Raw genomic sequence first — 14,330 nt, forward strand, 5'->3', positions numbered from 1 at the left:
CCTTCCCGGTCTAGGCTCCGTCTTCGAACTCCCGTCCTCCGGGTGGGCGACGGGAGTTCGAAGACTGCGGGGCCGAGGCGGTCGGGCCGCGGGGAGCCGGCGCCCGGCGCCCGTGGCGACGCCCGAAGTGGCCCATGATCCCCGGCCCCGATTGTGCCAAGCAGGCGGTCCACTGCCCGCCTAGGCTGGCCGGTATGACGACGACCAACGAGACCGCCACCGTGTCCGCCCCCGAGCAGCGGATCTCCCTCCCCGACCTCGCCCCCGAGTTCTACCAGGCGATGATCGCCCTGGACCGGGCCGCCCGGAAGGGCGTCGACCCGACGCTCGCCGAGCTGGTCAAGGTGCACGCCTCGATGATCAACGGCTGCGCGTTCTGCATCGACATGCACTCCACCGACGCGCTGAAGAACGGCGAGCAGAACCACCGCCTGCTCTCCCTGCCGGCCTGGCGCGAGACCACGTGGTTCACCGCCAGGGAGCGGGCCGCCCTGGCGCTGACCGAGTCGATCACCCTGCTGACCCAGGGGCACGTCCCGGACGCCGTCTACCGGGAGGCCGCCGAGCACTTCGAGCAGGCCGAGCTGGCGCAGCTGATCACGCTGATCATCACCATCAACTCCTGGAACCGGATCGGCGTCACCTCCCGGCTCAGCCCGGCCGCGAAGTAGGGTCGCGGCCATGACGCCCACTCAGCAGCAGAAGGCCCGCGCCCTCCGCGAACTCCACCGCCCGGGCGAGCCGTTGGTGCTCGCCAACGTCTGGGACGCGGTCGGCGCCCGGCTGGTCGCCGCCGCCGGGGCGCGGGCCGTCGCCACGGCAAGCGCCAGCGTCTCCTGGAGCCTCGGGAGCGCGGACGGGGACGCGGCCGACCGCGACGAGGTGCTCGCGCAGACCGCGCTGGTCGTGCGCGCGGTGGAGCTGCCGGTGACGGCCGACCTGGAGAGCGGCTTCGGCGCCACCGCCGCCGAGGTCGGCGAGACGGTGGCGGGGCTGCTCGCCACCGGTGCGGTCGGGGTGAACCTGGAGGACGCCCACCGGTCCCCGGCCGAGGCGGCCGAGCGGATCGCCGCGGCCCGGGCGGCCGGTTCGAACGCCGGGGTCGACCTGTTCGTCAACGGGCGCACCGACGTCTTCCTGCACGGGATCGGGGAGCCGGCCGACCGGCTGGACGAGGCCGTCGCCCGCCTGCGCGCCTACGTCGAGGCGGGCGCGGACGGCGTGTTCGTGCCGGGCGTCGCCGATCCGGAGACGATCGCGGCCCTGGTCGCGGCCGTTCCGGCGCCGCTGAACGTGCTGGCGGGCCCGGGCTCGCCGTCGGTGCCGGAGCTGGCGAAGCTGGGCGTGGCCCGGGTGAGCCTCGGGCCGGGCCTGGCCAAGGCGGCGTACGCGGCGGTGCGCCGGGCCGCCGAGGAGGTCTACGGCGCGGGCACCTACACCGCCCTCGACGGCGGACTGACCTACCAGGAGCTGAACGCCCTCGCCCAGGGCTGACGGCTTCGGCCCAAGTCCACACCCAGACCCAGACCCAGACCCAGACCTAGACCCGGCCCAGGCCCGGGCCCAGGAGGGGCCGAGGCCGGAAGGCGCGCCGGTCCGGTGCGGGCACGCTCGGGGGAGCGCCCGCACCGGACCGGAGCTCAGCGCGCGGGCGGGACCCCGGCGCGGGCCCGGGTCAGTTCAGGACCTGCCCGCTGATCCCCGGGTGCTCCATCTGACCCGTGCCGACGGCCTCCACCTGCTGGGCGGCGTGGCCGATCAGCGGCAGCTTGCCGGCCTCGTGCAGCGCCAGGTCGGTGGGGGAGAGGTTGAGCCCGCTGGAGAGCCCGTCCAGGGCGTCCGGCTGGGAGGCGACCGAGGTCGCGGCGGACGCGGTGGGGGCGGCCAGGGCGAGGCCCGCCATGGTGAGGGCGGCCAGGGTGGCGAGTTTCGTCATGACACGCCAAACGACCCGGCCGCCCTCAGGTCACCCGCGCGGTCCGACCGTCACCCGCAGCGTCCGCACGCTGTTGCTGACGAACGAGCCGATCGGCTCCGCCCCCGGCTCCTCCGCCAGGGCCAGCCGCGGGAACCGTTCGAACAGCGACCGCAGCGCCGTCTCCGCCTCCAGCCGGGCGAGCCCGGAGCCGAGGCAGAAGTGCGGGCCGTGGCCGAGCGAGAGGTGCCGGTTCGGCTGCCGGGTGACGTCGAACCGGTCGGCGTCCGGGTGGTGCCCGGAGTCCCGGCCGGCGGCGGCGTACGAGGCGAGCAGCGCCTCGCCGCGGCGGATGACGACGTCGCCCACCTCGATGTCCTCGATCGCGTACCGCATCGGGAACTGCCCGACCGGCGAGTCGTAGCGGAGCGTCTCCTCGACCACCGCGGACCACTCCACCGCGCCGTCCAGCACCAGCCGGAGCTGGTCGGGGTGGGCGAGCAGCGCGCGCACCGCGTTGGTGATCAGGTTGAGCGTGGTCTCGTGGCCGGCCACCAGCATCAGCAGCAGGGTGCCGACCAGCTCCTGCTCGCTGAGCCGGTCCTCGGACTCGCGGGCGGCGATCAGGTCGGTGGTGAGGTCGTCGCCGGGTTCGGCGCGCTTGGCCGCGATCACCGAGGCGAGCAGCGCGAACAGGCCCTGCTGGGCGGCGACGGCCGCCTCGGGGGTGGCCGAGCTGGAGACCATGACGTCGGAGAGCTCGTGCAGCTCGTCCTGCTGCTTCGGCGGCAGGCCCAGCAGCTCGCCGATCACCTGCATCGGCAGCGGGTAGGCGAAGTGCCGGCGCAGGTCGAACTCGCCCTCCAGCAGCTCGACCCGGTCCAGCAGGGCGGCGGTCCGGGCCTCGATCGCGGGCTGCAGCTCGGCGATCCGGCGCGGGGTGAAGGCCTGGGTGACCAGCCCGCGCAGCCGCCGGTGGTCCTCGCCGTCGGCGGTGACCATGCCGGGCACGGTGACGAAGTTCAGCAGCGGCCAGCCCTTGGGCAGCCGGCCCTCGGTGAAGGTCGTCCACAGCTGCGGGTTCTTGCCGACGCGCGGATCGGCGAGCAACGCCTGGAGGGTGTCGTGGTGGGTTATCGCCCAGACCACCACCCCGCCAGGGAGCTCCACCAGGACCGCCGGGCCGGCGTCCCGGAGTCGGGCGTTCTCGCCGTGCTGGTCACGCCCGAAGGGGTCGAGCCGAACGGGCTCGACGGGCCGGCGACCGGGCTGTTCGGTTCCAGGGGCGGCGGTGTCCATGCGGGCCTCTCGGGGGCTGGCGGGCGGGGCGGGGTGAAGGCGCTGTAGAGCACCGGCAGGCTGACCAGGGCGCGCGACCAGGGCGACGGCCGCCAGGCCAGGTCGTGGGCCGGAACGGCGAGCTGGAGGTCGGGCAGCCGGTGCAGCAGGGTCTCGACCGCGGTCTCGGCGATGATCCGGGCCGGGTGCTGGGCCGGGCAGACGTGCTTGCCGGCGCCCCAGGCCAGGTGCGCCCGGTTGCCGCCGAGGGTGCCCTGCGCGGCGGCCGAGGCGCCCTGGGCCGCGGGGTCGGCGTTGGCCGCGGCCAGGCCGAGCACGAGCATGTCGCCGGCGCTGATGTACTGGCCGCCGAGCACGGTGTCACCGGTGGCCCACCGGCCGGGGAAGTTCTGCGTCGGCGGGTCGCGCCAGAGCACCTCCTCCAGCGCGTCGGTGACGGTCAGCCGGCCGCCGGTCAGGGTGGCCCGGAAGCGGCGGTCGGTGAGCAGCAGCCGCAGCGTGTTGCCGATCCAGTTGATGCTGGTCTCGTTGCCGGCGACCATCATCACCACGACGTGGTGCACCGCCTCCTCGTCGGTCAGCCCGGCCGGGTGGGCCAGCAGCCAGGAGGTCAGGTCGGCTCCGGGCGTCGCGCGGCGGCTCCTGACCAGGTCGACCAGGATCGCCTGGAACTCCGCGTTGGCCTTGACCGAGTACTTGCTGCTGTCGACGAAGTGGTTGATCAGCTCGACCAGCCGGGGGCCGGCCTCGGCGGGCAGGCCGAGCAGCTGGGTGAAGACCAGCAGCGGCAGCTGGCGCGCGAACTGGGCGATCAGGTCGGCGGTGCCGTCCGGACCCCAGCTGTCGATCAGCGAGTGGGCGGCGGCCTCGGTCGTCCCGCGCAGCCGGCGGTGGTCGATCTGCGCCAGCGTGTCGGTGACGGCGGCGCGCAGCCGCTGGTGCTCGGCGCCGTCCAGGTTGAGCAGGGTGGGCCGCCAGGAGGTCATCGGCAGCAGCCGTGAGTCGGTGGCGAGCCGGCCCTCGGCGGGCACCCGCCAGCGGCGCGAGTCCTTGGAGAACAGCGCCTCGTTGCGGGTGAGTTCGAGCAGCTCCGGGTAGCCGAGCACCAGCCAGGCCTCGACCCCGGGCTCCAGCTCGATCGGGGCGACCGGGCCGTACTGGGCGCGCAGGTCGGCGTAGAGGCCGTGCGGGTCGTCGGCGACGGCGGAGCCGTACAGGGCCGGCAGCGGCACACCGGTGGGCATGCCGGCGCCGGCCGGGACGCCGCCCGCGTGCGCGGGGCAGCCGGGCGGGGGGACGGCCGGGTGCGGCCCGGTCGTTCCGGGTTCGTGGGCGGTCATCGCTGGAGCTCCAGAACGGAGGTGGCGTGCAGGTGGCTGACGAAGTCGATCAGCAGGTCGTAGGCGGCCCGCCGGTCCCGCGCGTCGCAGTACAGGATGGGCACGTCGGGCAGGAGGTCGAGGGCCGAGCGCAGCTCCTCCTCCGGGTAGCTCGGGGTGTCCGGGAAGGTGTTGACGGCCACCGCGAACGGGATCTGCTGCTCCTCCAGCCGGCCGAGCACGTCGAAGCTCTCGTCCGGGCGGCGCAGGTCGACCATGGCGATGGCGCCGAGCGCACCGCGCGAGAGGTCGTCCCAGAGCGGCCAGAACCGCTGCTGGCCCGGGGTGCCGAAGAGGTAGAGCGCGAGCCGCGGGTTGAGCGTGATCCGGCCGAAGTCCAGCGCGACCGTGGTGGTGGTCTTGCCGGCGCGCCCGGTGAGGTCGTCGACGCCGCTGCTGGCGGCGGTCATGGTCTCCTCGGTGCGCAGCGGGGTGATCTCGCTGAGCGAGCCGACCAGCGTGGTCTTGCCGACTCCGAACGGGCCGGTGACCAGGATCTTCACCGCACCCTGGACGGAGGCCGGCAGGTACTGCGGCTCGGCCGGCGCGCCGGCGGGGGCTTCAGCGGAGTTGGCGGAGGCCAACGAGCACCTCTTCCAGGAGGGTTGTGGGCAGGCGTTCGGCCTGCGGGACGGGCGGGAGCACCTGGACGGCGCCGAGGTCCCAGAGATCGCCGACCAGCACCTTGACGACGCCGAGCGGCAGCCCCAGGTGGGCGGCCACCTCGGCGATCGACAGCAGGCTGCGGCAGAGGTCCAGAATGCGCTGGTGCTCGCGGTTGAGCAGCGCGTCCTCGGGCAGTTCGGGCCGGTCGGGTAAGGCGCTGACCAGGCTTTCGACGGCGAGCGCGGCGCGGGTGGGCCGGCTGCGCCCGCCGGTGATCACGTAGGGCCGGACCGGCCCGTTCACCGCTGGCCCCCCACCGCGTGGTCCACGCGGGGCGGGCTGGTGAGGTGGGTTCCGATCCGCTCGACCAGCACCTGCATCTGGTAGGCGACCAGGCCGGCGTCGACGGCCTCGTTGGTTACCACGGCCAGGTGCGCGCCGGCCCCGGCGGCGACGATGAAGAGGTAGCCGCCGCCGTACTCGATGATGATCTGGCGGGTGGCGCTGCCGTGGCCGCCGAAGCCCTGGGCGACGCCGCGGGCCAGCGACTGCAGGCCCGAGCAGGCGGCGGCGAGCCGCTCGGCGTCCTCGCGCAGGATGCCCGCGCTGCGGCCGATCTCCAGGCCGTCGTTGGACACGACGACGGCGTGCTGGACCTCGGGGACGGAGACGATGTCGGCGAGCAGCCAGCCGAGGTCAGGGGTGGTGGTCATGGAACTCTCCGGAGCGCTGGGGAAGCTGGGGGGAAGGGGGAGGAGAAGCTTCGGTGGCGGCCCGGGCCCGGGCGGCCGAACGGCCGCTGGCGGTACCGGCCTGGAACATCGCCATGAACGTCTGGGCGTCCCGCGCCGAGCGGTACGGCGGGGCGGGCGCCTGGGCCGGGGTCGGGGTGGCCGGCGCGGCGTGACGGCTGGCGCGGTCGCGCCGGTGGCTCCGGCGGGGCAGCGGTGGCGGAGTGGCGGGGCCCGCCGCGGGGGGCCGGTCGGTGGGCGGGGTCTCCAGCAGCGGGTGGCCGCCGGGCGGGTGCTGCCCCGCCGCCCGGGTGTGGTCGGCGGAGCCCTGGTACGGGGGTGCGGGTGCGCGGAGCGGCCCGGGGGAGAACGCCCGGTCCTCGTGGCCGAGGCCCGGGACGGTCGGCGGCAGCGGCTCGGTGAGCAGCGCGTTCGGCAGCAGCACCACGACCCGGACGCCGCCGTACGGCGAGGGCGCGGAGCTGAGGGTGACCCGGAACCCGTACTGCTCGGAGAGCCGGCCGACCGCGGCGAGGCCCAGTTGCGGCACCTCGCCGAGGCGGGAGACCTCCAGCGTGGAGCCGCCGGCCAGGGCGGAGGCGGCCTTGGCGACGGCCTGCTCGGGCATGCCGACGCCACCGTCGTCGATCTCGATGACGGCGCCGTTGTGCACCGGCATCAGGGTGACGAACACCTGGGTGCTGGGCGGGGAATAGCGGGTGGCGTTGTCGAGCAGCTCGGCCACCGCGTGGATCAGCGCCTCGGCGGCGGCCCCGACCACGGCGGTCTCGATCCGGCTGCGGACCACCACCCGCTGGAAGGGCAGGATGCGCGACTGGGCGCCGCGGACCACGTCCTCCAGCGAGACCGGCTCGGGCCAGTGCCGTCCGGCCCGGGCGCCGCAGAGGACGGCCAGGGTCTGGGCGAGGCGGGCCTGTTGGGCGGCGGCGTGGTCGGCCTTGAGCAGGCCCTCCAGCAGCGCCGGGTCGTCGTGGGTGCGTTCCATCTCGTCGAGCAGGGCCTGCTGGTCGTGCGCCATGACGAGGATCCGGCGGGCCACGCTGAGGAAGGCCCGCTGGGTGGAGGCGTTGAGCTCCTGCTCCTGCTGGACGGCGGCCAGTTCGGTGCCGCGGCGGGCCAGTTCGGCGTTCAGCTGCTCCCGCAGGAGGGCGATCTCGTGCTGCTGCCGGTCGGCCCGGCTGCGTTGGGTGGCGGAGACCGCGCGGTAGCGGGCGGCGGCCACGAGGGCGAGGGCGGCGAGAACGCCGGCTGCCGTCACGCACCACTGAGTCATCGTCACGCGGCGAATTCTAGGGTGATGATCCTACGAAGGTGTGAACGGATCTCGCCATGTGACCGGATCTCGTCAACATCCCGTCAATACGGCGGCAATCAGACGTCCTTCGGGCCCGACCGGTCCCGACGTGATCCGGAAGACACGCCCTACCGGGCTGGCGCCACCCGGTGCAGCAGGAGCAGCGCGACGTCGTCCGGGCGGGAGCGGCGCTCGGTCACGTTGAGGGTGAGCAGGTCGGCCAGCCGCTCCAGGGCCGGCGTCGGACCGATCAGGACCGGGCCGGCCTGCCGGGCCCACAGCTCCAGGCCGCCGAGCATCCGCTGGACCGACTCGTCGTAGTCCTCCTCACGGTCCTCGACCAGGCCGTCCGTGTACACCAGCAGGGTCTCGCCCGGCGCCAGGTGGCCGGCCGACGGCGGGTACGGCGCCCCCGGGTCCACACCCAGCGGCGGGCCGCCCGGCAGGTCCAGCTCCACCGCCCGGGCGTCAGCGGTGATCCGGACCGGGGCGGGGTGCCCGGCGCGGGCCGCCTGCAGGGTGCCGTCCGCCGGGTCGAGGGTGAGGTAGAGGCAGGTGGCGAAGAGGCCGGTGTCGAGCCCGGAGAGCAGCCGACTGGTCCGGGCCAGCGTGGCGGCCGGATCGTGCCCGTCGGTGGCGTAGGCCCGCAGGGCGCTGCGCAGCTGGCCCATCACCGCGGTGGCCTCGGCGTTGTGGCCCTGGACGTCGCCGATCACCAGGCCGATCCGCCCGTCCGGCAGCCGCATCAGGTCGTACCAGTCGCCGCCGATCTGCATGCCCTCGGTGCTGGGCAGGTAGCGGGCGGCGCTGGCGATCCCGGGCAGCCGGGGCAGGGTGCGCGGCAGCATCGCCCGCTGGAGCTCGGTGGCCCGGTGGTGGTGGGTGTCGTAGAGACGGGCGCGCTCCAGCGACTGCGCCAGGACGCCGGCGAACGCGGAGTAGAGGGTGCGGTCCTCGCGGCCGAAGACCCGCTCGGTGGCGAAGGTGATCAGGCAGGAGCCGACCTGCCGGCCCGAGGCGATCAGCGGCAGCACCGCCCAGGCGGCCGGGGTGAGCGGCCCGCCGCTGTTCTCCGGCGCCCGCCCGGTCCGCCCGGGCTCGCTGAACAGCGGGGCGGAGCGGGCCAGCGCGTGCTGCATCACGCCCTCGGAGAGGTCGGCCAGCCGGTTCAGCTCGGTGCGGCGCGGGCCGCCGTAGACGGTGTGCGAGACGGGCAGCAGCCGGCCTTCGTCCACCAGGTCCAGCACGATGCTGGCGGCGCCGAACGCGGGCCGGGCGACGTCGGTCACCGCGGTGGTGACGTCCCGGACGGTGACCGCCCGGGACAGCGCCCGGGTGAGCGCCAGCAGCAGCGCCGAGCGGGCGGCGGCCGCCGCCGCGCCGCCCTCCGGCGGTTCGGGTCCCGGCGGCTCGGCGGCGCGGGTGCGGTCCCGGTCGGCCAGCAGACCGGCGATCCGGACCGGCCGCCGGTGCACGTCCAGCATCACCTCGCCGGTCTCCTCGATCCGCACCACGCCGCCGCCCCGGCGCACCACCCGGTACGTGATCCGGTACGGGCCGCCGGTGGCCAGCGCCTCGGCGAGCGCGGCCTGGACGTCCGGCAGGTCCTCGGGGTGGACGATCCGGTCCAGGTCGGGGGCGGTGGCCGGGGCGCCCTCGGCGGGCGGCGGCCGGCCCGTCACCCGGTAGACCTGGTCGTCCCAGTAGGTCTCGCCGGTGACCAGGTCCCGCTCGAAGGCGCCGTGCCCGGAGGAGCGGACGGCCAGCGACAGCATCGGCTGGGCCGGCCCGGTGGCCCGGTCGGCGTCGCCCCCGGTGGCCGCGGGGCCGGGCCGGACGCCGCTCGCGGGCGCGCGGCCCTCGGCGTGCGCGTGGTCGAGCAGGTGGGCGAGGCGGTGGCCGCAGGCGTCGGCCAGGGTCTCCAGGACGTCCAGATCGCGCCGCGGGACGGTGCCCCGGTGGGCCAGGGCCAGGCCCAGGACGCCGATCGGCTGCTCGTCGACGATCATCGGCAGGGTGATGATGGCGACCATGCCGGTGCCCATGCCGGTGTTCCGGTTCGGGTAGTCGGCGCCGGTGCGCTCGGGGCTGACCAGATAGGGGCGGCGCAGCCGCAGCGCCATCGCCGCGGGCAGGTCGCTCGCCGGGTCGACCGCGCTGTAGCGCTCGTGGGCCCAGTCGGGCAGGCCGTGGGAGGCGGTGAGCCGGAGCATTCCGGCGGAGTCCAGCAGGTAGAGCGCGGAGCCCTCGCCGGTGATCCAGCCCGGGCCCTCGGCGAGGACCGTGCCGAGCAGCTCGGTGGCGCTGGTGCAGCCGAGCAGTAACCGGACGCAGCGCATGGCGCTGCGCGCGGTCGGGCTGCTCCGCGGCGTCCGGTTCTCGTCCTCGGAGGGGGGAAGCCACGGCGAGGTCAGGTCCATGGGATGGCCTTTCCGCCGCCCTGTCGGGCTCTGCCGGATCGGGCTCTCGATTCCTCATACCTTGTTGCCGGCCAATCTATCCCGTCTTGCCCGATTGGTCCCGATCGGTTCCGACCGCCGTCCGACGGCCGGGTGCCGGGGCACCCGTCGCGGTCGAGTAGGATGGCGGTTCGGCGAGGGCCTATAGCTCAGACGGTTAGAGCGCTTCCCTGATAAGGAAGAGGCCACAGGTTCAAGTCCTGTTAGGCCCACCACCACGCCCGAGGGCCCGGAGCGATCACGCTCCGGGCCCTCCGGCGTTTCCGGGACGCCCCGTCGCTTCGGCGGGCCGGGGCCCGGGTCAGGGTGCGGCCCGGGTCAGGGTGCGGGCCAGGCGCGCAGGCCCCCGGTGAGGACGGCGATCAGGCGGTCCTCGGTGACGGCGAGGTCCTCGGCGAGCTGGAAGCCGCCGCCGATGGAGAGCGAGGCGAAGCCGTGCGCCACCGAGCGGACGGTCCGGGCCGCGTGGATCGCCTCGGAGCCCTCCAGCCCGTACCCGCGGAGCACCGCGACGATCACGCCGACCAGCCGGGCCGCCGCCCGGGCGAGGTCGTCGTCGGGCTGCGGGGCCTGCGGGAGCGCGTGGTAGCGGTGCGGGTACTCGGTGGCGTACCCGTGGTAGGCGCGCAGGACCGCCGCGACGGCGTCGTCCCCGCCCCGGCCGACGGCCGCCTCGGCGAGCCGGTCGGCCAGCTCCTCGGTGACCCGGACGGCGACCAGCCGCCGCAGCTCGGCCAGCCCGCCGCTGACGTGCTTGTACAGCGAGGGCGTGGCCACCTTGGCGCGGGCGGCGACCGCGGCCAGGGTGAGGGCCTCGGCGCCCTGCTCGTCGATGAGGGCGAGGGCGTGGTCGACGACCTGCTCGGGGGTGAGTCCTACTCGGGGCATGGGGGACGGCCTCCGTGGTTCCGGGGTGAGGTTCGGCGCGCGGGCGCTTCGGCGGGCGTGGGCGCTTCGGTGGACGCGGATGCGGACGCGGGCGCCCGGTCGGCGCGGCGCGCCGGGGGCCCGGACCGGGTGGGCCGGGCCTGCGCGGCGGGGTCAGCCGAGCTCGGCGAGGAAGGGCAGCAGCGCGTCGGCGGTGGCCTGCGGCCGGTCGGCCATCGGGTAGTGGCCCGACCCCTCGATCATCACCTTGCGGGCCTTCAGCGCGGCGGCCTGCCGGTCGGCGACCAGCTCCGGCTTCGGGAAGTCGGGGTCCTTGCTGCCCATGACGACCAGCGCCGGGCAGGTCACGGCGGCGGTCCAGCCGGCGGGCGCGGACTCACCGCGGACGTAGCCGCGGGTCGCGGCCTTGCGGCCCGGCGTGCGCATCGCGGCGACCAGGCCGTCCACGTAGCCGTCGAGGTCGGCCGGCCGGGGGCCCGGGTAGGCCATCCTCCGGTGGTAGAGGCCCCAGAACGCGGGCGAGTGCACCAGCAGCGCGCCCATCACGCCGAACACCGCGCGCTGCAGGGCGGTCGGCGGCAGGTTCTCCACGAAGGCGTCCAGCAGGACGATGCCGCCGACCCGCTCGGGCGCGTCCCCGGCGGCCTTGACCACGGTGGCTCCGGTGTAGGAGTTGCCGGCCAGCACGGCCCGCTCGATGCCGAGGTGGTCGAGCAGGGCGAGCACGTCGGTGGCGATGGCGGCCGGGGAGTAGTCGTCCCAGGCGATCGAGGACTCGCCGAAGCCGCGCAGGTCCATGGTGATCACCCGGCGGCCGGCCGCGGTGAGCAGCGGGCGCAGGTGTCGGTAGGCGGCCCGGCTGTCGAGCATCCCGGGGAGCAGGACGACGGGGAGGCCGTCACCCCGCACGGTGTCGTCGTAGGCCAGCCGGCCGCCGGGGACGTCGAGGAACAGCGTGGTGGGGGTGCTGGTGCCGGTCATCGGGGCCTCCGCGGTCCGCCTGGACGGGGTGTCGGCGGTGCTGCCGACACCCACAAAGCTAAGGCTAATAGCCTTAGCCGTCAAGCTATCGGCGTCAGCCCGATGCGCGCATCCGCGCCGGGCCCCGCGCTCTCCGGGCCGCCGGCTCAGACTCCCTCCACCTTGAACGGGTCGTGCTCGGCCAGCAGCTTCTCCAGCCGGGCCTGGTCGACCCGGGTGACGATCTCGTTGGTCTCCTGCCGGTCCCGGACGACCTTGGCCAGGGTGAACGAGGAGGTGACGGTGTAGAGCAGGCCGACCCCGAGGAAGGCGCGGGTCCAGGCGCCCACCGGGAGGTAGGTGATGCCGATCGCGAGGGCGCCGGCGGAGAGGGCGAAGGAGAGCACGGCCTGGATGTAGTACGCGGCCGTGGTGCGGGACTGCATCGGTGCGTTCATGGCGCCAGGATGCGCGCCGTCGAACGAGGTCCACATGAGTAGGAGTACTCAAACAAGGGGTCGTTCGTTGACGTCCTATCACGTTCGGTAGTGTCAGTTGTCGTCAAACGCCCCAAATCGCCCACCGGATCGCGTAGTGTCCGAGCTGTGTCCTGTCGTCCCATGCGGACGGCTTGGAATCGGGGGCTCCTAGGATTAACGTTTGATAACGCAGCGCGGTCCGCAACGCCGTACCCAGACGGCACCGCGCGCCGTCGCCTAATCCCGCCGGCCGGCCTCCGGGCAGGCCAGGGAGCCGGGGAACCACGTTCCTTGGGGTGAATCGGCCGGGCCCAGGCCCAGCCGTAGGAGACCTTCCTGCTCCGAACCCGTCAGCTAACCCGGTAGGCGCGAAGGAAGGAAAGGAGCGCGCCTCCGTGGCGTCGACGCACTCTCCGGCACACCTGCCCGGCTCCTCCGCCGGCACTCAGCTGCTCGACCACCCGTGGCCGCCCGCCCACCTGGGCGAGTACGGCGGGGCCGACGACGAGGCCGCCCCGCAGCCCGCCGAGACCAACCGCCACCGGATGCCGCGTCAGACCCGCGGGACCGCCCCGCTGCTCGGCGTCACCGCCGTCGCCGCCACCCTGGGCGCCACCGGCTTCGCCTCCGCCACCCCGGCCGCCGCGCCCGCCGTCGAGGCGCCGGACGAGGCCCCGGTCGCGCTCTCCGCGGACCCGGGCCTCGCGCTCGCCGCCCGGATCCAGCAGCAGGCCGACAGCCAGCGCACCGCCGCCGAGGAGACCGCCCGCCTGCAGGCCGCGAAGGAGGCCGAGGCCAAGCGCGCCGTCCAGCAGCAGGAGGCCAAGCGCGCCGCCGAGGCCGCCGAGAAGGCCAAGCTCGCCGCGATCAACCTGCCGGTGCGCGACTACCGCCTCTCCGCCCACTACGGCCAGAGCGCCTCCTACTGGGCCCACCTGCACACCGGCCTGGACTTCGCCGCCGACACCGGCACCCCGGTGTACGCGGTCGGCCAGGGCACCATCACCTCGGCCGGTTGGGCCGGCTCGTACGGCTACCGGATCGTCGAGACGCTGCCCGACGGCACCGAGATCTGGTACTGCCACCTCTCCTCGATCATCAAGGGCTCCGGCAAGGTCGTCCCCGGCCAGCAGCTCGGCAAGGTCGGCGCCACCGGCAACGTCACCGGCCCGCACCTGCACCTGGAGGTGCGCCCCAACGGCGGTGCCCCGGTCGACCCGGAGAGCTGGTTCGAGCAGCGCGGCATCACCCCCTGACGGTTCGCACCTGACGGCACGACGAAGGCGCCCCGGCCGGTACACCCGTACCGGCCGGGGCGCCTTCCCGTTTCCGTGCGCCCCCGCCGCTACTCGGTGGGGTCCTGCGCCGCCGGCTCCTGTTCGGACGGTTCCTGTTCGGACGGCTCCTGCGCCGTCGGCAGTCCGGCCAGGTAGGCGTCGATCTCCTCCTGGCCCGGTTCCGGGGCCAGCTCCGGGAACTCCGCCACCAGCAGTCGCGGCAGCCCCGGCACCGTCCACGAGCCGAGCAGGTCCAGCGCGGCGGCCTCCGCCGCCTCCTCGAACGCCCCGAAGTCCCCGGCCAGCTCGTCCGGCATCGGCCGGCCCAGCGCCGTCAGCTCCGCCAGGTTGCGGTAGCTGCGCCGCATCAGCCCGTGCTCCAGCAGCCGCCGGGCGCCGTCGGTGGCCATCCCGACCGACAGCACCCGGCCCGGACCCCAGCCCCCGGGGTCCGCCTCGTCCAGCCAGCCGGCCGCCGCGAGCGCCTCGAACGCGGCCCGCCGGTCCTCCTCGGCCAGCTCCCGGAAGCCCGCCAGCCAGTCGAACACCGCGGCCTCGTCGGCGACGTCCACCCCGTACGCGTGCAGCAGCAGCGCGTACAGCCGCGGCCAGGTCACCAGATCGGCCCGGCGGAGCAGGCCGGCCGCCACCTCGCCCTGCCACTCGGCCTCCGCGTGCAGCCGCTCCTGCCGCTTGGCGTTCAGCCGCTTCGCCGCCCGCTGGTGGTCGATCAGCAGCCGCACCGCCTCGCCGTACGCCAGCGGGTCCTCCTCCGGGGCGGGCTGGACGTAGAGGTGGAGCCGCTCGTGGAGCAGGTGCTCCACGGCGTCCGAGGTCAGCTCCGGCCAGCCGTCGCGCATCCTGCCCTCGCCCAGCTCCAGCAGCGCCAGCACCGCCCGCAGCGCGGCCTCGGCCACCGGCGCGCGGCCCTCGGCCTCCGCCCAGGCGAGCAGCTCGGCGGCCCTGGTGTGCGGGGCGAGCCGCAGGTCATCGTCTTCCATGTCACTTACGGTAACCGGAAA

General features: G+C 74.8%; 15 protein-coding genes, 1 tRNA gene and 1 riboswitch. Of the genes, 4 read left to right on the top strand and 12 right to left on the bottom strand.

Going from position 1 to position 14,330, the window contains the following annotated elements; translation table 11 throughout:
- Positions 1-194 precede the first annotated feature (194 nt).
- Both RMN57_RS21590 and RMN57_RS21595 read left to right on the top strand, forming a co-directional pair.
- Positions 195-671, top strand: a complete 477-nt coding sequence (locus tag RMN57_RS21590; RefSeq protein WP_313764992.1) for a carboxymuconolactone decarboxylase family protein — start codon at positions 195-197, stop codon at positions 669-671.
- Positions 672-681: 10 nt separating this feature from the next.
- Positions 682-1,494 carry an isocitrate lyase/phosphoenolpyruvate mutase family protein gene (locus RMN57_RS21595; RefSeq protein WP_313764993.1) on the top strand — a complete coding sequence of 271 codons (813 nt, stop codon included), beginning with the start codon at positions 682-684 and terminating at the stop codon, positions 1,492-1,494.
- Positions 1,495-1,675: 181 nt separating this feature from the next.
- On the opposite strand, the gene RMN57_RS21600 is transcribed toward RMN57_RS21595, so the two are convergent.
- From RMN57_RS21600 to RMN57_RS21635, 8 genes are all read right to left on the bottom strand, one after another.
- Positions 1,676-1,936 carry a hypothetical protein gene (locus tag RMN57_RS21600; RefSeq protein WP_313764994.1) on the bottom strand — a complete coding sequence of 87 codons (261 nt, stop codon included), beginning with the start codon at positions 1,934-1,936 and terminating at the stop codon, positions 1,676-1,678.
- A 30-nt stretch (positions 1,937-1,966) separates the two neighbouring features.
- Complete coding sequence (locus RMN57_RS21605; protein ID WP_313764995.1) at positions 1,967-3,085, bottom strand: cytochrome P450; 1,119 nt, start codon at positions 3,083-3,085, stop codon at positions 1,967-1,969.
- Positions 3,049-4,554: a cytochrome P450 gene (locus RMN57_RS21610; RefSeq protein WP_313764996.1), complete on the bottom strand. Its 1,506-nt coding sequence runs from the start codon at positions 4,552-4,554 to the stop codon at positions 3,049-3,051. Before RMN57_RS21610 ends, RMN57_RS21605 begins: the two co-directional genes overlap by 37 nt.
- The gene (locus tag RMN57_RS21615) at positions 4,551-5,177 is read right to left on the bottom strand and encodes an ATP/GTP-binding protein (RefSeq protein WP_313764997.1); all 627 of its coding nucleotides are present in this window, start codon (positions 5,175-5,177) and stop codon (positions 4,551-4,553) included. The genes RMN57_RS21610 and RMN57_RS21615 overlap by 4 nt, the downstream gene beginning before the upstream one ends.
- The gene (locus tag RMN57_RS21620; protein ID WP_313764998.1) at positions 5,155-5,502 is read right to left on the bottom strand and encodes a DUF742 domain-containing protein; all 348 of its coding nucleotides are present in this window, start codon (positions 5,500-5,502) and stop codon (positions 5,155-5,157) included. The genes RMN57_RS21615 and RMN57_RS21620 overlap by 23 nt, the downstream gene beginning before the upstream one ends.
- Positions 5,499-5,912 carry a roadblock/LC7 domain-containing protein gene (locus tag RMN57_RS21625; protein WP_313764999.1) on the bottom strand — a complete coding sequence of 138 codons (414 nt, stop codon included), beginning with the start codon at positions 5,910-5,912 and terminating at the stop codon, positions 5,499-5,501. Before RMN57_RS21625 ends, RMN57_RS21620 begins: the two co-directional genes overlap by 4 nt.
- The gene (locus tag RMN57_RS21630) at positions 5,896-7,224 is read right to left on the bottom strand and encodes a sensor histidine kinase (protein WP_313767905.1); all 1,329 of its coding nucleotides are present in this window, start codon (positions 7,222-7,224) and stop codon (positions 5,896-5,898) included. The genes RMN57_RS21625 and RMN57_RS21630 overlap by 17 nt, the downstream gene beginning before the upstream one ends.
- A 149-nt stretch (positions 7,225-7,373) precedes the next feature.
- Complete coding sequence (locus RMN57_RS21635; RefSeq protein WP_313765000.1) at positions 7,374-9,665, bottom strand: SpoIIE family protein phosphatase; 2,292 nt, start codon at positions 9,663-9,665, stop codon at positions 7,374-7,376.
- Positions 9,666-9,842: 177 nt separating this feature from the next.
- Between RMN57_RS21635 and RMN57_RS21640 the strand changes: the two genes are divergently transcribed.
- Positions 9,843-9,919, top strand: a tRNA-Ile gene (locus RMN57_RS21640).
- A 103-nt stretch (positions 9,920-10,022) separates the two neighbouring features.
- On the opposite strand, the gene RMN57_RS21645 is transcribed toward RMN57_RS21640, so the two are convergent.
- The 3 genes from RMN57_RS21645 to RMN57_RS21655 all read right to left on the bottom strand — a co-directional run bounded on the left by RMN57_RS21645 (position 10,023) and on the right by RMN57_RS21655 (position 12,010).
- The gene (locus tag RMN57_RS21645; RefSeq protein WP_313765001.1) at positions 10,023-10,592 is read right to left on the bottom strand and encodes a TetR-like C-terminal domain-containing protein; all 570 of its coding nucleotides are present in this window, start codon (positions 10,590-10,592) and stop codon (positions 10,023-10,025) included.
- A gap of 153 nt (positions 10,593-10,745) precedes the next feature.
- Entirely contained in the window at positions 10,746-11,573 is an 828-nt protein-coding gene (locus RMN57_RS21650) for an alpha/beta hydrolase (RefSeq protein ID WP_313765002.1), read from the bottom strand.
- A gap of 146 nt (positions 11,574-11,719) precedes the next feature.
- Positions 11,720-12,010: a YiaA/YiaB family inner membrane protein gene (locus tag RMN57_RS21655; protein WP_313765003.1), complete on the bottom strand. Its 291-nt coding sequence runs from the start codon at positions 12,008-12,010 to the stop codon at positions 11,720-11,722.
- 245 nt (positions 12,011-12,255) lie between these two features.
- A riboswitch (cyclic di-AMP (ydaO/yuaA leader) is annotated at positions 12,256-12,414 on the top strand.
- A gap of 12 nt (positions 12,415-12,426) precedes the next feature.
- Between RMN57_RS21655 and RMN57_RS21660 the strand changes: the two genes are divergently transcribed.
- Entirely contained in the window at positions 12,427-13,287 is an 861-nt protein-coding gene (locus RMN57_RS21660) for a M23 family metallopeptidase (RefSeq protein ID WP_313765004.1), read from the top strand.
- Between the two features lie 89 nt (positions 13,288-13,376).
- Here RMN57_RS21660 and RMN57_RS21665 read toward each other — a convergent pair whose 3' ends face one another.
- Positions 13,377-14,309 (bottom strand): hypothetical protein, encoded by a 933-nt coding sequence (locus RMN57_RS21665; protein WP_313765005.1) that lies wholly within the window; start codon positions 14,307-14,309, stop codon positions 13,377-13,379.
- Positions 14,310-14,330: the final 21 nt, after the last annotated feature.

This window comes from Kitasatospora sp. CM 4170, assembly GCF_032110285.1.
GTDB lineage: Bacteria > Actinomycetota > Actinomycetes > Streptomycetales > Streptomycetaceae > Kitasatospora > Kitasatospora aburaviensis.